This window comes from Pseudomonas sp. S5F11 (genome assembly GCF_019641515.1).
In the GTDB taxonomy this organism is placed as follows: domain Bacteria; phylum Pseudomonadota; class Gammaproteobacteria; order Pseudomonadales; family Pseudomonadaceae; genus Aquipseudomonas; species Aquipseudomonas rhodesiae.
In genome coordinates, this window is record NZ_JAIFJZ010000001.1 from 5,075,020 (window position 1) to 5,093,389 (window position 18,370).

Below are 18,370 nucleotides of genomic sequence, written 5' to 3' on the forward strand. Positions count from 1 at the left end.
GACTCGCTTCGTACATTGCAAATGCGTTGAACTCAGAATCAAGCAGCACCAAGAGCACTGTATCGAAGGGTTGTCGTAGATCAATTGCACCCATACGGCCCGTAATCTTTTACGGGTTCAGGATACATCGCCCCTTGATCTGGATTCTCGCGACACCATCTTCCAGCGCCTCTGTAGCGTCGTAACCTGCCTGCCTTGCAGGATGTAGTAACAGGCCGAGCCTAACAGCAGCTTCGTACTCTGCGACCTCGCCGGTCACGCCCAGCGGCTTGCCGGTCAGGCGATAGAATCTACGCGCGAGCACCTTGGCCTCTTTCAGAGTCTCTAGGATTTCATCCTGGATCAATGCAGCCTGGTGAGGTTCCTGGCCATGACTCAGTTCAGTCATCTGCAAATGCCTCAAGCGCAGCCAGCAGCTTCGCTAGCTCAGCCAGGTTGGCCGCCGTCACGATGTCATATTCTCCTCGACTACTCAGCCGATATACCTCTCGAGCCTTTTTGACCCGTTCCAGTAGGGGAACAACAATGCCTGACGCTCTTTCAAGAAACTCGTTAATGTCTGCCCGTGTCTGAGGGATCTTGTAGCCTTTGGCCGCGCTTGTGATGATTACGTCCGCATCCCGAAGCTTGGCAATGCCACTGGATCGGATTCTCTGGCCGTTGACCTCTCCCAATCCACTGTCTTTTAGATGGGCCATGATCTCCGTAGTCAGTACGTAGTCCTTGGTGACAAATTCGCTCTGGAATCTCAAGAACCGCAAGATGCTTAGCTGCAGTCGCTCATCTTCATCGGGGTGGTCACCAACCCGCTCGCTAAAACGGTCGGCCTGGCGGAGAGCCTCCTGGTGTACCTGGTAGTCAGCATATCCAGACTCATTCGTAGGCGGTGGCAGAAGAGACTGGTACTTGGATGGCCACTCAAGCATTCCAAGAGTCAGGCTGCGTAGGATCTTTTTGTAGGCAAGAACTGCTTCTTCCGATGCTTTCTCTTCGTAGATCTGAGCGGCTGAGCCAGCAAAAAAATCTGCAACCTGAACCAAAACGTTGTCCTTACTGGCCATCGTCTGGAAGGCATCCTTATCGCCAAATAGGTCGTCCACGAATCGTTCTGCAACGTAGCTTTTGAGGCTCTCCTGAAATTCCTGGCCACCATGCTCGTCTACGATCATCTGGAGGTCAGGGTATGCGCGGAACAAACGTTCATAGAGCAACCCGTTCACGTATTTTATGAACGAGGTCTTGATACGGAGGCCGCCGTCTTTGTGAATTCGGGACTTATCAACGACGGTGAAATAGAGCTTGAATGGCAGCTCGGCGAGCTCATTTAGGATCCGGGCACGGCGATCTGAATCTTTGGGCTTCAGATTGCTGGATTTGATCTCGCCTGTTTGAAAATTACGTTCGCGGAGTGCTTCAGCTTGGGCATAAGCAGCTTCGAGGTCTTTCTCTGCCACCAGAATGGAGCACACGATGAAGAAGCCCGAGCTTCCTCCCTTTGACGTATCAAGGTCGGAATTCCCGGACTCATCCACGAAGGCATATGTTCTGTCCATGAGCTTGCTCCATCAACAACGTACTGAGCGCAGTGGGTCGCCCAATGGCAAGGTGGCGAACTTAGTTCGTCGCAGTGGTAGTGCCTGGAGCGGGGCCTTCGCTGAACGTGTAATTGATTACCACGTCATTGCGGATCAAGACGTCGAGGGTTTTCTGAGTGCCCGTAGTCGTTACCTTCATGGTGACCACGTAGCTTTGGGCGTGGGCTGAGCCATTGGTGTAGGTGTAGATCCACTTTTCGTCAGTCTCGCTGACAGCACTCTTGGCGTAGGGCTCACCAAACAGGGACTTCAACTCAGTAGTTGTCGTTTTGCCTTTGGTGATGCTCGCTACACTGGCCGACGGAAAGTCTCGTCCTGCGGTGTAGTGGGACGTAGCGCAACCGCCAAGTGCGACACAGATTCCCATTACTGCGATGAGCTTTTTCATATCCTTCCTTGATCGTAGAAAGCTCCAAATCTAGCTGGCATCGAGGCTAAAAGCCATCGTCTCCTTGATCACCTGTGCTCGCTCTCGCCGACAGGGCACCACACACATAAATAAATGCACTCGAGGCAGGGCAGACCATAAAAACTCCGAACCATTGAGCTCTAAATCGTGGGAGCAAGGGTGCCTTCATGTAAGAACGGTACTTTCGGTTAGCAACCGGCTGGTTTTCGTTTATGAGCATGTCTGCTACGGCTATATACGGCCAAAAGCGGTCATTTAGCTTCTTCGCGAAACAGGAGCAGTTCAACCGTATTGAAAAATACTGTACGCACTCAACCAGGAGGGTATCTTGATGAGCCAGTGTAATTCAACTCTCAGGCAGTGCCGCAATGATGCTATTCAATATGTCGTTGTAGCGGTCATAGAAAGGGCACTGATCGTCAGATAAAGCGAAATTACAGACTATGCATTTACACCCAATAAGCTTCAATGACAAAAGCTACCATTAAAGTAGCTTCTGCCAGCGACAAGCTATTTTTTTGTAGACTTGCTAGGCTTCAAGTCAGGATTGTTACTTGGTGTGTCTTTATTGTCACGACGACGCTTATCAACTTCGCCGGTTGATTTGGCAATCGGTTTGGGGCCTGGTTTAAGCGCCATAAAATATCTCCTTGATGTTAGTTTTATTTTAGTTGCTGCGGGATCATCCTATTGGTACGGACGGATACTTTCAATAGGCAAGAGATACTTGATTTTAGGTATGTGAAAACTCGAATTAGCTTTGGCTCATCTACTGGAAATCTAACGACAGGTAACGTGTTGATTTTACGTTCATTGATTACATCTTGAAGGTAGCACTGCACCTCCAGAATCATTCGAGCATCGCCAGACCGCACCTGTCTGCTACCTAGCCTTGACCGTCCACAACTGATCCACCTTCGTCGTGTAGCTCTGACTCTTCAGCTCCCTACGCATCGCCCATCCAGGTGCTGCAGGCACGCTGGCTAAACGCAGCACTCCCTTTCCCCAGCGGCCATTGATCTCATCCAGCACACCCATCACCTTGTCTGCCATTGCCGGCTGGGATTGCGCGAACAGGTCATCGGTGAATTCGCCAGGCTGGCGCAGATCCATCAGCAGCACTTCCGCCTTGCTGAACTTGTAGCCGGGACGGAAGAGACGATTGACCGCTTCGGTCGCAGCCTTCGTCATCAGCCGCACGTCGTTGGTCGGGTACGGTAACTCCACCAAGGCGCCATTGGCATATTTCGCTTCCTCAGGATTGAACATGCCGGTGCGAATGCTCACGCGGATCTTCTTGCACAGCGAGTGTTGCGCTCGGAGCTTTTCCGCTGCGCGCTGGGTGTAGGTGGCGACGGCCTCTTTGATTGGCTCAATCTGCGTGAGCCGGTTGCCGAACATCCTGCTGCAGCAGATCTCCTGCTTGGGTGGATCAGCTTCACCTAATTCCAGACAGGAGGTGCCGGCGAGCTCCCGAGCGGTTTTCTCAATCACCACGCTGAATTTCTGGCGAAGCATCCACGGGTCGGCTTTGGCCAAGTCCATGGCGGTCTTGATGCCCATCGTTTCCAGGTGCGCCTTCATGCGCCTGCCGATGCCCCAGACCTCGCCGACATCGGTGTTGCGCAGCGTCCAGTCCCGTTTGAACGGATCGCACAGATCCACCACGCCGCCAGTGATGTCCAGCAGCCGTTTGGCTGTGTGGTTGGCGAGCTTGGCCAGCGTCTTCGTGCGTGCGATGCCTACACCGACAGGAATGCCTGTGCGTTTTAGAAGCGTGGATCGCATGTGCCTTCCGAATGCAGGCAGATCGCCTGGGACGCCGGTCAGATCGGCAAACGCCTCGTCAATGCTGTAGACCTCAAGCGCAGGCACCAGCGATTCGATGATCGTCATGACGCGTTCGCTCATGTCGCCGTATAAAGCGTAATTACTGCTGAAGGCTACGATCCCATGCCGGCGTAGATGGTCTTTGATCTGGAAGTACGGCTGGCCCATTTTCACAAAAGGTTTGGCGTCGTAGCTGCGCGCAATCACACAGCCGTCGTTGTTGGACAAAACCACGATGGGCGTCTTTGCCAGGTCGGGTCTGAACACTCGCTCGCAGCTCGCGTAGAAGCTGTTGCAGTCAATCAGGGCAAAGACGGGCTCACGTGTTGTCATGATCGCGCACGCTATATTTCACCACACCCCAGATCACCAGCTCATCACCCTCCATCACATGCCTTGCCGGATATTTTGGATTCTCTGACAAAAGCATCACGGCGTTCTCCCGCAAAAGCAGGCGTTTGCAGAATGGCTCGGAATTGAGCGCTGCGATGACGATATCGCCACTGACCGCTTCTATGCTCCGATCAACAACCACCAGATCCCCTGAATAGATGCCGGCGCCCTGCATGCTGTCTCCATCAATTCTCACCAGGTATACGTGCGGCGCGCGGATATCGAACAGCTCATCGAGGGAAATATGTTTTTCGATGTGATCAGCCGCCGGGGAGGGGAAGCCCGCCGGCACCCTGGAAGAATAGAGGGGCAGTTTCCTACCGCCAGACGCGAGTGGGCCGAGAATGGTGACGCTCATGATGCAAACCTTGTAGGTTAACTGTACATGCATACAGTTAACGATTTGCTTGGCTTGCGGTCAATCTCATAGGTATGACAATTCGACGGGTGACACCATGTGCGGACGCTACTCGATCTACGAATCGATGGATCACTACCTTAAGGAGCTTGCGCCTACGCAGCTGGTGATCAATGGCTATGACCTTTGGCCAGTCGAGCGGTACAACGTCGCGCCTTCTACGCGGGTGGAAATCATCCGGCCAGCGGTAGAGGGCTTGAGTGTCGATAAGGTCAAATGGGGGTGGGCGCCGTTCTGGGCGAAGGGAAAGCGTCCTGATCCAATAAACGCGAGAGTCGAGACCGTCATGACCGGGAAATTCTTCAGTCAGCTCTGGCCAAATGGTCGCATACTCGCGCCGGCGAATGGTTGGTTTGAATGGGTTAAAGACCCCGATGATGCAAAGAAAAAGCAGCCCTATTTCATTACGTTGAAAGAGCAGATTCCGATGTTCTTCGCCGGCTTGGCTGAAGTACACGAAGGCCTGGAGCCGGATGATCGAGATGGCTTCGTCATCATCACCGCCGCGAGCGATGAGGGTATGGTCGATATCCATGACCGGAAACCCCTTGTTCTGGCGCCTGAGCACGCTCGCGAATGGATTGATCCTGAGACGTCAGTTGAACGAGCCAAGGAAATCGCGATGGAACATTGCCGACCGGTTACCGATTTTCATTGGTACAAGGTTAGAAAGGATGTGGGTAACGTTCGTAATCAAGGCCCGCATCTGATTCAGCCCCTCTCACTGCTCGAAGACGTGGATGACTGACTTCAGCCGCAGTCTGAGAGCCGGCGTATCGGCAGTTGCACGCCAGCGAACAGAAGTATTGGCATGAAGAGGGGAGTAAGGCTTTTCCATGCGCGGCCATCTGAATGTAAAAGCAGTCAGATTAGTCATGTAATTCCCGTCGTCTATTCGTACTTGCCGGATTAAATCGTTGATTGTCCGCTATCAATCCGAGAGGTATTTTCACCACCATCTAGCCGGGTCACCTGCTGGCAGTTGGAACGACCCCCTGTGCCCGGAAGTCTACCTGTAACTGCTTATTGATAAGGTACAGAGCAATGGATAAGACAATCACCGCCGATCAACTGGCTACCACCGACCTAAGATCATTCAACGAGATATGGCTCGGCGAGACTCATACCCAGCTATGCCTATGGCGTGGTGAACAGGTCTTCACCCACGAGATGATGAGCGAGGGCACCCACGATCAGAATGTCCGACGCCTGTGCTTGCAATTGGTCAACCCTGACGATCAAGCCACAGTTGCCAGCGTTGAGTTGATCGTGCGCGAACAGCTAAAAATGATGGGGATGGTGGGGGAGTTTTATCCGGCTGAGGAGGCGAATACTCATCTATAAGAAAAGGCGCATCGGCCATTCACACGGAATCAATCCAAGACCTACTGTCGCTTGGAAACAGCTTTTAATATCGGCTGGCTGGGTGAAAGACCTCACGAGCAACTACTTGTAAGTGCGGGGCGTGATTTATGGTGTAACCTCTAGGTATTACTCACATCGAGAATTTCCATGTCCAAACTTGCCGAATTCCGCCAACTTGAAAAACACCTCGCCGAACAACTCCAAGCGCTTGAAGCTCTCAAGGGGGATGCTGGCCTCAAGAAAGAAATTGAGTTCGAAACGAAGCTGCGCGATTTGCTCGCAAAATATGGCTACAGCCTGAAGGACGTGATCAATCTGCTTGATCCGCAAGCGGGTCGTCGCGCTCCAGTAGCAGCGACGAAAGGCGGCACCCGGAAAGCTCGCCAGGTGAAGGTCTACAAGAACCCTCATACTGGCGAGGTTATTGAGACTAAGGGTGGCAATCACAAAGGTCTAAAAGAATGGAAAGCTAAGCATGGTTCCGACACCGTCGAGTCATGGCTGGCCAAGTGATTTTGGTTTGAGTACAAAAGGGCCTGAGAAGGCCCTTAGTTAGCTGGCGAGGAAGAGCGCTCGAACTAGAAAGCAGAGCGTTTTTCGCGGCCCCATACAATGACAAAGCCTATGGCTCAGTATGTTGGGGCTATCGGTTAAAGCGCTCGACCAACGAATATTGAGTTGCCGCTGTCTTGGTCAACTCCTTGCTAAGTTCTGCTGAGTGATGAGCTTGCTCCGATGTCTGATCCGCGAGTTGGGCAATGGTGGTGATGTTGCGGCTGATTTCCTCGGCGACGGCGGTTTGCTCTTCAGTGGCGGCCGCAATCTGCGTTGTCATGTCAGTGATGTGGGCTACGGCTTCACTGATTCCCACCAATGCCTTGTCTGCTTCAAGTACCCACGCCACACCTTCTTCGGCTTGACGATGGCCGCTCTCCATTGTCTGTACGGCAGTGTTAGAGGAAGTCTGAAGCTTGGTGATCAGGTCATGGATCTGCTTAGTGGACTCAGACGTGCGCTGTGCCAACTGACGTACCTCGTCGGCCACTACAGCGAAGCCTCGACCCATATCGCCAGCGCGCGCGGCCTCGATCGCGGCATTCAGTGCCAGTAAGTTGGTTTGATCGGCAATACCTTTGATTACGTCGACCACTGTTCCGATTTCGTTGCTGTCCTTGGCCAACTGCGCGACGGTCTCCCCAGTTTCACCCACCACTGCAGAGAGGCGCTGGATCGCTTCGCGGGTATCTCGGGCAATGTCGCGTCCGCGTCCGGTCAACAGATTAGCCTCCTGGGTGGCGTCAGCGGTGCGCTGGACATGGCTCGCGACTTCTTGTGTGGTCGCCGCCATCTGATTGACTGCAGCGGACACTTGCTCGGTCTCGACGCGCTGGCGATCAAGTCCACGTGAGCTGTCAGAGACCAGTATGTCGGATCTCCCGGCTAACCCACTGAGTTGCTCTGCGGTGTCTTGCAGGCGTGTGAGACAGGTCTTCAGACGCGCAGCCTGGCTCACAAAGGCTGTTTCCAAACGCGCTTGAGCCCCGTGCTGATCACTGTACATCTGTGCAATAAGTTGATCAGAAGTAGAGGGCTCAGCCATCTGCAACAGGCGCATTGTTCCTTGCTTTTGCCAACGAGAGGTCATCAGTCCGAGCGGAGCGGATGTGCCTATTGTGGCGACAATAGCTACGGATGCGTCGAGAAGTAGACCGCTCAAAGTGCCCACCAGACCCATAACAAGGTACGGCAGGTAGTCCAGCAGGGCAGGCAGCCACTTGTCTCGAGTGGGAATGGCGGGTTTTCCCTGGCTGATGCGCCGGTAAAGGGATTCTGCGCGTCGGATCTGCTCAACGGTCGGTTTGACTCTGACCGATTCAAAGCCAACGACTTGGCTGCCTTCAAAAATTGGTGTTACGTAAGCGTTCACCCAGTAGTGATCGCCATTCCTAGAACGGTTTTTGACAATCCCCATCCACGGGTTGCCTTGCTTAAGAGCGCTCCACATATGCGCAAAGACTGCAGATGGAACATCAGGATGGCGGACGATGTTTTGAGGGGCGCCAATCAGATCGCTTCGGTCGAAACCGCTGATCTCGACGAAGGAGTCATTGCAATAAGTAATAACTCCTCGGACATCTGTCGTTGAGATGAGCTTTTGTTGAGGAGCTAGCGCAATTTCGCGCTGCGTTACTGGTTGATTGTTTCTCATTCCCGATGCCTCTTATGTCCAATTAGAATGCCATCGGCAGATACTAGAAAAAGGTTAGTGGGTATCGCAAAAAAAACTTTAATAACAATAGGTTGTGTTAAGTGTATTGAGGTGTGGCCACCTCGAGCAGTTTGAGCTACACGAGCGATTTGTGATGTTCTATGTCCCGAATGGCGATACACGCCCTGAGGTACTAAAAAGGTCAATCAGATCAGTGATGATTCGGTAACTGATTGAAAGCCCCCGCTTTTAGGCTGCCTTTAACGGTGCCTTGGGAATCCCATGGGTTTGGCACAGTGCGGCTGCACGGTTAGGCATACGGATCATGATGTAGATCACTCCGGTGCCATGAGCATCGCGAGAGTCATATCGATGAAATCTTCGTTCTTGCTGATCGTTTCCAGCGTACTACGCCCATTGCTTCCAACCTAAACCGTTCCACGCTGCTTGACACATAGGGTGAGCTCCATGATGGCGGTCTCACGCGAATTGGTTTTGATTGATCTTGAATAGTAGGGAAGGGATCAGGAATGATTTGGCATCGCGAATCCTCCTGAAAGAGGTCGGCGTAGCAAAAGGTCTTGGTAGCCGGACGCGGCTCCGACAAGGTCAGTCTAGGTTGACTAAGTGATTTTAGTTTGATTACGAAAAAGGCCCGCCACGGCCTTTTTTGTTATAGATTTTTATTGAGTTCGAGGGCGATTTTGAAGCCCTATTCTGCTTGTAGAGGCGGCGTATTCCCCCCGTCACTTTGGCAAGATATGTGAACTTTAGTGATACGCGAATTTCCATTGCTTGAGAGTAAAGCCACCTAGCTATCAGCCCACTGATCGGCTGTCGCAACCTCAAGCCAGGAAGTTGAACGTGAAGACTACGCCCCCCAAGACCTCCCTGCGTCGCGCCGTCACTGGCCCTATGCTTTTTCTGTTTATTCTCGGCGATGTACTCGGGGCGGGCGTTTATGCGCTCGCCGGGACAATTGCGGGCGAGGTAGGTGGCGCAATATGGGTGCCCCTGCTCATCGCTCTGTTTTTCGCGATGCTTACTGCAGGTTCCTACGCAGAGTTGGTGACAAAATATCCTCACGCGGGCGCCGCATCGGTTTTCGCAGAAAAGGCGTTCCGGTCTCCGCTCATTTCTTTTCTCGTTGGCTTTTGCATGCTATCGGCAGCTGTTACGAGCGCGGCGGGTTTATCGCTGGCGTTTGCGGGTGATTACCTAGCGGCGTTCATCCGTGTATCGCCTCACATCGCAGCCCTACTGTTCCTTCTCGTTATCGCGCTCTTAAATGCGAGGGGAATTAGAGAGTCTTTGGGAGCCAACCTGGTGATGACAGTCATTGAGCTGTCGGGTCTTCTTTTGGTCGTTGTTGCCGCTGCTTGGTATTTCCGTACAGGCGAAGCGGAATTGGGTCGCAGCCTGGAGTTCAAGCCGGGGATCAGCCCGATGTTAGCCGTTTTGGGCGCGGCATTGATCGCCTTCTATTCTTTTGTAGGATTCGAAACATCCGCCAATCTCGCGGAAGAAATTCGAGACGTACGAAAAGTTTATCCGCGCGCATTATTTGCCGCATTGCTAACCACCGGAGTCGTCTACATGGCTGTCGGCGTCGCGGCATCTTCCGTACTGCCCATGGAAAAACTTGTGGCAACCTCGGCTCCTCTTCTTGAAGTGGTTCGGGCGTCAGGTTTAAACATTCCGCCTCGCGTCTTCGCGTTCATTGCACTGATCGCGGTAGCCAACGGCGCGCTGTTAACCATGATAATGGCGAGTCGCCTTACTTATGGCATGGCCTGTCTAGGACTTTTGCCGACCGCCTTGAGCAAGGTGCTGCCTCGGCGACGCACCCCTTGGATCGCGGTCATCGCTACCACCCTTGTAGCAATCGCACTCACGCTGACGGGAACGCTAGCTACATTGGCCGAAACCGTCGTCCTGCTCCTGCTGTTTGTATTTTTCAGCACTAATTTGTCCGTGTTAATCCTGCGCCGCGACGAGGTTGCGGAAAATCACTTTCGGGTGCCGACGTGGGTTCCGGTACTTGCTATCGTCTCGTGCCTGGTGCTGCTCAGTCAGCAAAGTCTGGAGACTTGGATGCGGGGAGGGGGCTTGATTCTGATAGGCATGCTGCTTTTTGTCTGTTCAAGAGTGGCACTGCCGGCGCCAGTGGAGCCTGGCTGATCTTGTAAGCGCTTCGCCGGTCTATCGCAGCGTAAAGCTCGTCGAAGTCATAGGAGTGCGGGCTGGGTGCAGTTGTATCAGGTGCGTCCAATGCCTAGGATCGTTGATTCTGAGGAACACTGGAACACCACCCGATCAATCGTCTGGCATGGCTGCATGCGTGAACATCGGCGCGAGCGGGGAGCACACCAACTCAATCCGCGTGCTCACAGATTGCTCACGGACGGGAAGCCACCTCGTCCAAGTGCCGCAGCAGTGCCAGAGGATCCTCGTAGACGCGGAGTGCCCCAGCGCGTTCAAGCTCTCCGGTGTCGTAACCACCAGAAAGCAGGCCTATACCGGTGGCCTTACAGCGGCGTGCGGCGAGCATGTCCCAGATGGCGTCGCCGATCACCAGGCAATCTTCTATGGGTACATTGAGTTTGCTTGCAGCGGCGAGGAAAAGGTCGGGGTCGGGCTTGCCGTACTTCACGTCATCACGGGTAATGAGATTGACCTCAGCGATATCCAAGCCCAATGCCTTCAGATTTATTGCTGCAGTATCCATCCCACCGCTGGTAGCGATGCACCATTTGAGCTGATTGCGGTTTAAGGTATCGAGAAGCTCTACAGCGCCAGGAAGAGCGGTTATCTGGCCTTGCAGATCCTTGTAGGCTTTATCATGTTTATCGCTCAGCCTTTTGGCCTGGTCTGATTTGATTTCCAAGCCGGTCTCACGGGCTAACGTCTTAAGCATCAGTCCACCGCTCATACCGATTTTTCTGTGAATACGCCACATGGCCAACGGTATGTCTTCTGAGTCGAGCGCGGTTTTCCACGCGAAAACATTCTGGTAAACGCTATCAGTCAACGTGCCATCCAGATCAAATATGAATGAGGTTTGCTGGCGCATACGTGACACCTCCGTTAAGCAAATTTCAGGTAGTAGATGTCGCGTATTGGAAATATTGGTCGCATCGAATACCTAGTGAGTTGACGTTAATCCTTAAGTCTTTCCAAGTCGGCTGGGCCGGGTTCCACACGTGGTTCGTCGCCAAGAAACTTATCTTCCCTAACGACCCGTTCGTCATCTGTTAAACCCGTTTTAGACACGTCTGAGACAAGAGCAGAATCCTCCAGTGCTTTGCTTTTTTTTGATGAAGCGGAGCTTCTTTCATTCATGAGATTTCTCCTCGACCCTCGAAATTTGAAGCGCTCAATTTTTCGAAAGCACATGGTCTGAGTCGTTCCTTCTTTCGCAGATCTCGAAGCGGAGAAACCGCAGCGCATGAATGCCGCTGTGGTTTCCATCGCCTTACTTCCGCCTTGAGCCGAGGGTTAATCAGACTTATGAAGCAAGCTGAACCATTCAGCATAAGGGGAGTTAGTGACCCGGAACCTATTGAAATCAGGACTGCCATCAGCCCACCAAACAGGGCCCCGCTCACCAAGTGCTACTTAGGCGAGTTGTACCTTTTCCCGAGCGGGCTTTAGCTGCGATTCGTCTTCCGAATCCTTTGCTCTCTTCACCTCGCGTCGAGCTGCCATGAGTGCATCGACAAGACGCTGGCGCACGTCCTCTTCCAATGACGGGTTTGAACAGCGCCACAGCAGCCCTTTGACAACGAAGTAACGACCGTCAGGTGTTACTGGATGCATTTCGTCACCTCAGATCTTTCCAAGGGCGCTTCTCCAGGGAGTTCACGGAGGACGACTACCTCAGCTTTCGAATGGGAAGGCGTTTAGCTTGTTTGACCCCAAACAGTATTCCCAGTAATAGCGCTGCGCCCGCCGCCAGGAGTATGGGATAGGGGTGTTTACCTGACATCCAGACGCCCTCAACTCCGTGTTGATCGCTTGGCGAAATAGGGCGATGTCCCGATGACGATGGATTACGACTGATCGGAATGTCATAGGGATCGATCTCTGCTTCGTAAGGCATTTCGTTTAAAGGTAAATGCGCACCGTCTGCGAGAATTAGGGTGAGATTTTCGACCGTGCCGGCGAGTCGATTGGGGAATACTGGCTCACCAGTGGGGTCAAGCTCATCGTAATAAAACTGCTGACCTTCCAGCCAGCCTATGGCCGTCATCAATTCGGGGCCAAGGTAATATTTCCCGTCGAGGAAGAAGCCTGGGAAATGTCGTGTGCGTTCGAGACTTTCTACGATGTAACGCTCGCCTGCCTTCATACCGGTTGCTGGGTTAATCATGATGAAGCCCTCAGATTCGCTGGTGTTGCGATAGAGGATGGGGTGTGGCGCAACGTTCCATCGAGATGACTGAAAGGCTGAGTGGCAGGGAGGTGACGGTCGGTAAGCCAATAAATCGAACACTCGAAATACAAACCCTCTCCAAGCTACATGCCCCCACCATTGAGGGTACTGAGAGGTGTGTATGAATAGCGATCCAAAGCTGCAAGGCGGGATGGGTGAGGATGACCCTATGCCGACATCGCCTGATCCACTGAGCCCAGGCCGCACCGAAGTTGATCCAATGAAAGAGGAAGGAGTTGACGAACTTCCGGATAACGAAGGTGAGCGCCCGCTTGATGATGACGACGTCGGGCTCGACCCTGAGCGTGTGCGGGAGGAGACGGATAATGCGGTGATGGACAATCAGCAGGATCCGCGCTAACCCTTGGACACCCCTTCCGCGATCCTCAAGTGAGTTGGCCTGGAGGGCGAACTCGGATGGATAGCATGCAGAGCTGGACAGTTGATTCCATATTTGGCGCAAAAAAAGACCCGCGATGGGGGGGCGGGCCGGGAATCACTAAAGGAGCTGTTACAACCGTACACCTGCAAATGTGAAATTATCGTGACGGGTGTTTCACCGTTTTTCAGAACCAAGATTATTCAATGATACGGGAGTGGCCTTCTGTAGCGAGCTCGGCAGCTGGCCTTCCAGTTCGGGGAGCGCTGCTTCTACAAGGGGCCACTTGGTCGCGAAGCTCTGATTTTCTGTCGGAGCAGAAAGCTTGTGATGCAGATATTCGATCTGCTGCTCTACAAAATGAGCTGAGTACGCTGCGGTTGAGATGACGCCTGCTACTCCTAGAATGGCAATCGTCCTGAAGGCTGACATGGCGCTTCCTTGTCTGGCTACATCGGCTCAATCATAGTTCGTCCCGAAAGCGAGGAACAAGATAAGCGAGAAGCAATTGACTTGTTCATGCTGGACGGACAGTTGGAACCGATGCCTATGACTGACGTAGCCGCAAGATTGCGTCCGTAATCCCCTGAGCGTTCCTGTCTAACGTTTCCATGGCAGTGAGGGCATTGATCGCAGAGTTCCCCGCTCCGTTGTTCGAAAGCCACGTCGTAACCTCTTCAATGGCCGCGCAAATTGCATGCTGGTTATGCAGAAGCAACGTAAGAGCGTCAGCTGCAGCTACGTTTGCTTGAAAGCTATCGTGCATGGACTCGTCCTTAAATGAAAACAGCTGAGCTTGCAGATTACGGGTGATTTTAGGATCTAACCGCTCATCTCCCATGAAGTCCAACAAATTTGAGATTACACCTTAGAACATCCTGTGTTGCAGTCATCAGAAAATGCTCCAGATGCGGTATGCTCAATTTCCTCACTTTCTCCATCAGCACGCGCAGCCAATGCATTTGATTCCTTTGAATTTGATCGCACTGATGCTGCTTGCCCTAATGCTGGAGTCCTAATGATTGCGCAACGTATCACTGATCCATGCGATTCGCCGGAACGTCTTGCCGTACTGCATGGATATGAGATCCTCGACACCCCGCGCGAGTCCGATTTCGACGAATTGGTAAGTTTGGCTGCTTCCATCTGTGATGCGCCTATCTCAGTGATAAACCTGATCGATAGCCATCGGCGGTGGTTCAAGGCGGAAGTCGGATTGGGGATAAGTGAAACGCCATTGGACGTTTCCATCTGTCGTCATGTCCTTCTCCTACCAGGTGTCACCGTCATACCGGATCTGCGAGATGATCCACGGATGAGTTCCAATCCTCTCGTGACGGCGGATGAAGGTCTGCGCTTCTACGCTGGCTGCTTATTGGAAACACCGGATGGCTATGGTCTAGAGACTCTATGCATCCTCGACCGTCAGCCAAGAGAGTTAACCCCGCAACAAAAGTTCGCCCTTGCAACGCTGGCGAAGCAGGTAATGGCTCAGTTGGAGTTGAGACGGTCGCTAAAGCAGAAGAGTCGACTTCTTGAACAGAAGGACATGCTTCTCAAGGAGATCAACCATCGAACGAAGAACCACCTGCAGCTGATCATTGGCTTGATTCAGTTACAGATACGCCAGTTGGCAGATCCGCAGGCGCGGGCAGCACTCGTCGATACCAGTAGAAGAATCACCAGCATCGCGGCAGTGCATGAAAAGCTGTATCAGGCTGATCAAGTGGAAACCGTGAACGCGGGAATTTACTTGTCTGAGTTGATAGACGGCCTACGTGGCTCAGCATCCCTCCATACGAGCTTCGCAATCGATATGGAGGACGTAATTCTGCCGCTGGATAGAGCAATACCTTTGGCTCTAGTCCTGAATGAGCTAGTCACCAACGCCCTTAAATATGCTTATCCAGACAAGGCAACCGGCGAGGTATTTGTTGAGTTAAAGGCGTCCACTGACCAGGTACTGTTGAGAGTGACTGACAGAGGGAGGGGACTTCCGGAAGGGTTCGATCTCAAAAAGCACTCGTCGGTAGGAATGAAGATTATCAAGTCGCTGACACGCCAGCTTCGTGGCGAAATTTCGATGCTGAACCAACATCCTGGACTGCAATGCTCTCTAGAATTTCCACGTTGAGGAGAGAGGGCGCTACACAGCTTTTGCTAACGACCAACCAGGCTCAATTATAAGAATGTTAGCGAAAATTGCTTACCTCACCGGTCGCTTTAGGGGCGGGCCGATTGGGCCCCAATCGATGAGGGTAACAAGAAGGCACTAGCTCAGTTGCTCTCTTTCCGCAGGCTACTTCAATGCCCTCACCTTTGCAGACCTCCAAGGTCAGAGTCAGGCGATTTAGATTGAAGAGGTATTTCAGCAGAAATCGTCTCATCCGTACCGGCAGTACCGAGATCGACCTGATCATTCTCACCTAGAGAGCTGTACTGATCCCGGAGCTTGCGTAGGTCTCTCGAGCCCATTTTATCAAGGCATAACGTCGCGTTTTGTGCGTCCTTAGTTGCCCGAATCAGTTCGTCGATCTTCAGATGTAGAATGTCATTGTCGCGGTTTTGCGTGTTCTGGATCAGAAACACCATTAGGAACGTGATGATGGTTGTCGACGTATTGATGATCAGCTGCCACGTGTCGTTGTAATGAAAATACGGCCCCGTGAGCGCCCATACTCCGATCAAAGCGATTGCTAGCAGGAAGGTTTTTGAGCTGCCTGCCCAGTTGGAAAGGGCTTGGCAGAATCGTGCGAATTTCATGATTGCTAACTCTAGTTGTAGGTAAGAACTAGACAACCGGTACGCCTGAAATACTTTATTACAATTCGACCTTTCGTCGGCATCTCGAACCTCCAAATCGTTTCCATGCACCTAAAATCTAGCGAAAGAAACGTCTGATATAGGAGCGCCGTAACCTAATTCCGCGCAACTTAGACGAAGGACTTTTGACGCTCATCACCCTCTTTGAACTCTAGCCTGAGCTGCCCCGTCCTTTGATATGAGGGGCTCAGGGCAATTCTGCTGTGTAGTCTCATTAAACGTTTTCACACGGAAAGCGAGGGGCCACATGAATACTTCAGACAGCAGGGCGGGATCCCAGGCCGACGATTCTGCAGACCTTAAACCAGGACAAGACTTTCAGCATTTGAAGGAGGATGTCACCGAAGCACTCGGTGGAGCTAGGGAGCAGGCCGATGCGCAGTTCGGCCAATATCGCGACACCGCTGCCGATCAAATCGAGGCATTGGCCCAAGGTGCGAAAAGCTTTGTCTCCGAGCTGGAGGACAAGGACACACTGGGCATGTCCGACTATCTCACCGATATGGCCGAGTCGATGACAGGCCTCGCCGGGAACCTGCGCGGCAAGAGCGCCGAGCAGCTCTTGCATGACGCCGCCGATCTGGCCCGCAACAACCCCGCACTGTTTATCGCCGGCAGCGTGGCCATCGGCTTCGGATTGTCGCGGTTTTTGAAGGCCGGCACCTCGGCGGCGGCCACCGTCAGTGCGGATCACCACGATCCAGCCGCAGGCCGCTCGACGCCGCCCTCGGGAGGTTATGGCGTGCATCGGCCCTATGAAACGTCCACCGATCCGAACCCGGGACTCGCGACCGGCATCACCCCTGCGTCCCCCGGTGAACACGACCATCCCACCGACTTTGCCGGTGCATCAGCGGCGGTTTCGCCCAGCACCAAAGGAGCATTGTGATGAACAGAGACGATCCTGATCTCCCGGGAACCAGACCCTTGGCGCCCACGGACGATGCTTCCGTGGTGGGCCTGTTGCGGCAGTTGTCCCGCGAAGTCCCCGCGTTGTTCACCAAGGAATTGGCGCTGGCCAAAGTCGAACTTCAGACCAGCCTCAACACACTCAAGGCCGGCATCGCGGCGGTGGCGGGCGGTGCGATTGTGTTCCTCGCGGGCTTCATCATTCTGCTGATGGCGGCGGTTTACGGCTTGAGCCTGTTCATGGCGCCGTGGCTAGCAGCGCTGATCGTCGGCGTGGTGGTGATGATCATCGGCTTCGCCATGCTGCAGTCGGGCAAAAAACAGTTTGAGCCATCCCACTTCAAACCTGACCGGACACTCGATGCCTTGAACAAGGATCAGGAAGCGCTGCGGAGGAAAGTCTCATGAACACTGAACTGGATATCGAATCGCAAAAGAGCCCTGAACAGATCGAGCGGGAAATCGACGCGCAACGCGCCAGTATCGGCAACATCGTCGACAAGCTGGAAAGCAAATTCACCCCCGGCCAGATGTTCGATCAAGCGTGGGGCATGATGCAGAACAACGGCTCAACCTTTATCAGCAATCTCGGCACCAGCGTGCGCAACAACCCGGTGCCCGCCGTGCTGACCTCGGTCGGGTTGCTCTGGTTGATGATGAGCCAGAACCGGCCACCGGTGCCGCAACCAACCTATCGCTCCGGGCCTGATCAGGACAAGGCCAGCGAGTGGGCCGATGGTTTGGCTGAGGGCTTGGGCAGTGCCCGCGAGCACATGCACCAGACCGCCGATTCGATTAAAGGGGGCTACCAGTCGCTCAAGGGCAAGGCCGCCCACTTAGGAGAAAACGTTGGCGCTGCGGGTGAAAATCTCAGCCACGCCATGCACGACGTCGGTGATCGGCTGACGCGTAATTCCCAGGTATTGGGGCAGCAATTCAACCAGTTGCTCAGGGAACAACCCTTGGTGGTGGCCGCTGCCGGTATCGCGCTGGGAGCCTTGCTAGGCGCAGCACTGCCGACGACCCAAACCGAACAACGCTACATGGGTCGCACCAGTGCTGGGCTGGTCGACAAGGTGAAAAAGCACGCGCAAGAGGGTTATGAAGCGGTACGCGACACAGTGACGAAAACCACTGATCAGCCGGGCGCGCAATCTGCGGCTGAAGAAACACGCACCACCACGTCGGCGAGCGCAGATCTTTCTCAAGGTTTGGGCACCTCCTAACCGCGCGGCATCGGGAGGCCCGCAATAGGCCTCCCACCTTTGTTTCAGGTCATGCGGTTTTTCGTCCGGCACGTTGAACCTTATTCAACTCCGGTTGCTCAACCGGGAAATGTTCGGGGTGAGCGAGATGAGCGCTTTTAAGAATCAACTGACATTTGCACAGGAAACTAAATTACTCGCTTTGGATGCCTGGCATCGCGCATTGGAAAATTTTGAATTGCGGATGGAATGCCCAGACGCCTATCACGATGAACTGCTGCGCCAGTCGGATGAAATGGATCGTTTGGGAATTCTGACTTGGGACGAGTGGCGCGACCTGAGACGAGAAGCAGACGACGCGTACCTGCGTGCTGTCGCTGGAGACGATTACCACTGAGGT

At 53.4% G+C, this 18,370-nt stretch carries 22 protein-coding genes and 3 pseudogenes; 10 read left to right on the top strand and 15 right to left on the bottom strand.

The features are described from left to right. Window positions 1-109 precede the first annotated feature (109 nt). The 6 genes from K1567_RS27625 to K1567_RS22990 all read right to left on the bottom strand — a co-directional run bounded on the left by K1567_RS27625 (window position 110) and on the right by K1567_RS22990 (window position 4,585). Entirely contained in the window at window positions 110-388 is a 279-nt protein-coding gene (locus tag K1567_RS27625) for a hypothetical protein (RefSeq protein WP_259445015.1), read from the bottom strand. Beyond that, window positions 381-1,553, bottom strand: a complete 1,173-nt coding sequence (locus K1567_RS22975) for a DUF3800 domain-containing protein (RefSeq protein WP_220698880.1) — start codon at window positions 1,551-1,553, stop codon at window positions 381-383. The genes K1567_RS27625 and K1567_RS22975 overlap by 8 nt, the downstream gene beginning before the upstream one ends. A gap of 61 nt (window positions 1,554-1,614) precedes the next feature. After that, window positions 1,615-1,983, bottom strand: a complete 369-nt coding sequence (locus K1567_RS22980; RefSeq protein ID WP_038443869.1) for a hypothetical protein — start codon at window positions 1,981-1,983, stop codon at window positions 1,615-1,617. 531 nt (window positions 1,984-2,514) lie between these two features. Then, complete coding sequence (locus tag K1567_RS27630; protein ID WP_256588646.1) at window positions 2,515-2,643, bottom strand: hypothetical protein; 129 nt, start codon at window positions 2,641-2,643, stop codon at window positions 2,515-2,517. A gap of 243 nt (window positions 2,644-2,886) precedes the next feature. Then, window positions 2,887-4,167: a translesion error-prone DNA polymerase V subunit UmuC gene (umuC, locus tag K1567_RS22985; RefSeq protein WP_220698881.1), complete on the bottom strand. Its 1,281-nt coding sequence runs from the start codon at window positions 4,165-4,167 to the stop codon at window positions 2,887-2,889. Continuing rightward, window positions 4,154-4,585, bottom strand: coding sequence for a LexA family transcriptional regulator (locus K1567_RS22990; RefSeq protein WP_042559142.1), 432 nt, complete (start codon window positions 4,583-4,585; stop codon window positions 4,154-4,156). The genes umuC and K1567_RS22990 overlap by 14 nt, the downstream gene beginning before the upstream one ends. A 97-nt stretch (window positions 4,586-4,682) precedes the next feature. Between K1567_RS22990 and K1567_RS22995 the strand changes: the two genes are divergently transcribed. From K1567_RS22995 to K1567_RS23005, 3 genes are all read left to right on the top strand, one after another. Continuing rightward, a complete protein-coding gene (locus tag K1567_RS22995) occupies window positions 4,683-5,393 on the top strand; it encodes an SOS response-associated peptidase family protein (RefSeq protein WP_042559143.1) in 711 nt (236 codons plus the stop codon). A 296-nt stretch (window positions 5,394-5,689) separates the two neighbouring features. Continuing rightward, window positions 5,690-5,989, top strand: coding sequence for a hypothetical protein (locus K1567_RS23000; RefSeq protein ID WP_042559144.1), 300 nt, complete (start codon window positions 5,690-5,692; stop codon window positions 5,987-5,989). A 168-nt stretch (window positions 5,990-6,157) separates the two neighbouring features. Continuing rightward, a complete protein-coding gene (locus K1567_RS23005) occupies window positions 6,158-6,523 on the top strand; it encodes a histone-like nucleoid-structuring protein, MvaT/MvaU family (RefSeq protein WP_042559145.1) in 366 nt (121 codons plus the stop codon). Between the two features lie 130 nt (window positions 6,524-6,653). Here the strand turns inward: K1567_RS23005 and K1567_RS23010 are convergent, their stop codons facing one another. Both K1567_RS23010 and K1567_RS27635 read right to left on the bottom strand, forming a co-directional pair. Next, entirely contained in the window at window positions 6,654-8,219 is a 1,566-nt protein-coding gene (locus K1567_RS23010) for a PAS domain-containing methyl-accepting chemotaxis protein (protein WP_042559146.1), read from the bottom strand. Window positions 8,220-8,554: 335 nt separating this feature from the next. Further along, window positions 8,555-8,768: pseudogene (locus K1567_RS27635) on the bottom strand (hypothetical protein). Between the two features lie 366 nt (window positions 8,769-9,134). On the opposite strand from K1567_RS27635, the gene K1567_RS23015 reads away from it, so the two are divergent. After that, entirely contained in the window at window positions 9,135-10,400 is a 1,266-nt protein-coding gene (locus K1567_RS23015) for an APC family permease (protein ID WP_042562070.1), read from the top strand. 217 nt (window positions 10,401-10,617) lie between these two features. Here the strand turns inward: K1567_RS23015 and K1567_RS23020 are convergent, their stop codons facing one another. From K1567_RS23020 to K1567_RS27805, 4 genes and pseudogenes are all read right to left on the bottom strand, one after another. Further along, complete coding sequence (locus tag K1567_RS23020; protein ID WP_042559147.1) at window positions 10,618-11,292, bottom strand: HAD family hydrolase; 675 nt, start codon at window positions 11,290-11,292, stop codon at window positions 10,618-10,620. A gap of 86 nt (window positions 11,293-11,378) precedes the next feature. Then, window positions 11,379-11,561, bottom strand: a complete 183-nt coding sequence (locus K1567_RS23025) for a hypothetical protein (protein WP_080896020.1) — start codon at window positions 11,559-11,561, stop codon at window positions 11,379-11,381. A 156-nt stretch (window positions 11,562-11,717) separates the two neighbouring features. Then, window positions 11,718-12,038 (bottom strand): annotated as a pseudogene (locus tag K1567_RS27640) (hypothetical protein). A gap of 265 nt (window positions 12,039-12,303) precedes the next feature. Beyond that, a pseudogene (locus tag K1567_RS27805) lies at window positions 12,304-12,591 on the bottom strand (short chain dehydrogenase); the annotation flags it as partial. Between the two features lie 184 nt (window positions 12,592-12,775). On the opposite strand from K1567_RS27805, the gene K1567_RS23035 reads away from it, so the two are divergent. Then, complete coding sequence (locus tag K1567_RS23035; protein WP_042559149.1) at window positions 12,776-13,015, top strand: hypothetical protein; 240 nt, start codon at window positions 12,776-12,778, stop codon at window positions 13,013-13,015. Between the two features lie 195 nt (window positions 13,016-13,210). Here K1567_RS23035 and K1567_RS23040 read toward each other — a convergent pair whose 3' ends face one another. After that, window positions 13,211-13,465, bottom strand: coding sequence for a hypothetical protein (locus K1567_RS23040; protein ID WP_220698882.1), 255 nt, complete (start codon window positions 13,463-13,465; stop codon window positions 13,211-13,213). A 115-nt stretch (window positions 13,466-13,580) separates the two neighbouring features. Then, window positions 13,581-13,799, bottom strand: a complete 219-nt coding sequence (locus K1567_RS27645) for a hypothetical protein (protein ID WP_042562089.1) — start codon at window positions 13,797-13,799, stop codon at window positions 13,581-13,583. Window positions 13,800-14,051: 252 nt separating this feature from the next. Here K1567_RS27645 and K1567_RS23045 point away from each other — a divergent pair, with 252 nt between their 5' ends. After that, window positions 14,052-15,167 carry a sensor histidine kinase gene (locus K1567_RS23045; RefSeq protein ID WP_042559219.1) on the top strand — a complete coding sequence of 372 codons (1,116 nt, stop codon included), beginning with the start codon at window positions 14,052-14,054 and terminating at the stop codon, window positions 15,165-15,167. A 179-nt stretch (window positions 15,168-15,346) separates the two neighbouring features. On the opposite strand, the gene K1567_RS23050 is transcribed toward K1567_RS23045, so the two are convergent. After that, on the bottom strand, window positions 15,347-15,796 hold the full coding sequence (locus K1567_RS23050; RefSeq protein ID WP_142580120.1) for a low affinity iron permease family protein: 450 nt from the start codon (window positions 15,794-15,796) through the stop codon (window positions 15,347-15,349). A gap of 307 nt (window positions 15,797-16,103) precedes the next feature. On the opposite strand from K1567_RS23050, the gene K1567_RS23055 reads away from it, so the two are divergent. The 4 genes from K1567_RS23055 to K1567_RS23070 all read left to right on the top strand — a co-directional run bounded on the left by K1567_RS23055 (window position 16,104) and on the right by K1567_RS23070 (window position 18,367). Further along, window positions 16,104-16,745 (top strand): hypothetical protein, encoded by a 642-nt coding sequence (locus K1567_RS23055; protein ID WP_042559217.1) that lies wholly within the window; start codon window positions 16,104-16,106, stop codon window positions 16,743-16,745. Continuing rightward, the gene (locus tag K1567_RS23060) at window positions 16,745-17,173 is read left to right on the top strand and encodes a phage holin family protein (protein WP_042559216.1); all 429 of its coding nucleotides are present in this window, start codon (window positions 16,745-16,747) and stop codon (window positions 17,171-17,173) included. Before K1567_RS23055 ends, K1567_RS23060 begins: the two co-directional genes overlap by 1 nt. After that, window positions 17,170-17,991 (top strand): DUF3618 domain-containing protein, encoded by an 822-nt coding sequence (locus K1567_RS23065; protein ID WP_042559215.1) that lies wholly within the window; start codon window positions 17,170-17,172, stop codon window positions 17,989-17,991. The genes K1567_RS23060 and K1567_RS23065 overlap by 4 nt, the downstream gene beginning before the upstream one ends. 127 nt (window positions 17,992-18,118) lie before the next feature. Beyond that, window positions 18,119-18,367, top strand: a complete 249-nt coding sequence (locus K1567_RS23070; protein ID WP_181263831.1) for a hypothetical protein — start codon at window positions 18,119-18,121, stop codon at window positions 18,365-18,367. Window positions 18,368-18,370 lie beyond the last annotated feature (3 nt).

Coding starts and splice junctions, on each gene's coding strand:
- K1567_RS23010 (WP_042559146.1), bottom strand. CDS start 8,219: ATGAGAAACAATCAACCAGTAACGCAGCGCGAAATTGCGCTAGCTCCT.
- K1567_RS27645 (WP_042562089.1), bottom strand. CDS start 13,799: ATGCACGATAGCTTTCAAGCAAACGTAGCTGCAGCTGACGCTCTTACG.
- K1567_RS23055 (WP_042559217.1), top strand. CDS start 16,104: ATGAATACTTCAGACAGCAGGGCGGGATCCCAGGCCGACGATTCTGCA.
- K1567_RS23050 (WP_142580120.1), bottom strand. CDS start 15,796: ATGAAATTCGCACGATTCTGCCAAGCCCTTTCCAACTGGGCAGGCAGC.
- K1567_RS23000 (WP_042559144.1), top strand. CDS start 5,690: ATGGATAAGACAATCACCGCCGATCAACTGGCTACCACCGACCTAAGA.
- K1567_RS23060 (WP_042559216.1), top strand. CDS start 16,745: ATGAACAGAGACGATCCTGATCTCCCGGGAACCAGACCCTTGGCGCCC.
- K1567_RS23045 (WP_042559219.1), top strand. CDS start 14,052: ATGATTGCGCAACGTATCACTGATCCATGCGATTCGCCGGAACGTCTT.
- K1567_RS23015 (WP_042562070.1), top strand. CDS start 9,135: ATGCTTTTTCTGTTTATTCTCGGCGATGTACTCGGGGCGGGCGTTTAT.
- K1567_RS22995 (WP_042559143.1), top strand. CDS start 4,683: ATGTGCGGACGCTACTCGATCTACGAATCGATGGATCACTACCTTAAG.
- K1567_RS22990 (WP_042559142.1), bottom strand. CDS start 4,585: ATGAGCGTCACCATTCTCGGCCCACTCGCGTCTGGCGGTAGGAAACTG.
- K1567_RS23020 (WP_042559147.1), bottom strand. CDS start 11,292: ATGCGCCAGCAAACCTCATTCATATTTGATCTGGATGGCACGTTGACT.
- umuC (WP_220698881.1), bottom strand. CDS start 4,167: ATGACAACACGTGAGCCCGTCTTTGCCCTGATTGACTGCAACAGCTTC.
- K1567_RS23070 (WP_181263831.1), top strand. CDS start 18,119: ATGAGCGCTTTTAAGAATCAACTGACATTTGCACAGGAAACTAAATTA.
- K1567_RS27625 (WP_259445015.1), bottom strand. CDS start 388: ATGACTGAACTGAGTCATGGCCAGGAACCTCACCAGGCTGCATTGATC.
- K1567_RS23065 (WP_042559215.1), top strand. CDS start 17,170: ATGAACACTGAACTGGATATCGAATCGCAAAAGAGCCCTGAACAGATC.
- K1567_RS23040 (WP_220698882.1), bottom strand. CDS start 13,465: ATGTCAGCCTTCAGGACGATTGCCATTCTAGGAGTAGCAGGCGTCATC.
- K1567_RS23035 (WP_042559149.1), top strand. CDS start 12,776: ATGAATAGCGATCCAAAGCTGCAAGGCGGGATGGGTGAGGATGACCCT.
- K1567_RS22980 (WP_038443869.1), bottom strand. CDS start 1,983: ATGAAAAAGCTCATCGCAGTAATGGGAATCTGTGTCGCACTTGGCGGT.
- K1567_RS23025 (WP_080896020.1), bottom strand. CDS start 11,561: ATGAATGAAAGAAGCTCCGCTTCATCAAAAAAAAGCAAAGCACTGGAG.
- K1567_RS22975 (WP_220698880.1), bottom strand. CDS start 1,553: ATGGACAGAACATATGCCTTCGTGGATGAGTCCGGGAATTCCGACCTT.
- K1567_RS23005 (WP_042559145.1), top strand. CDS start 6,158: ATGTCCAAACTTGCCGAATTCCGCCAACTTGAAAAACACCTCGCCGAA.
- K1567_RS27630 (WP_256588646.1), bottom strand. CDS start 2,643: ATGGCGCTTAAACCAGGCCCCAAACCGATTGCCAAATCAACCGGCGAA.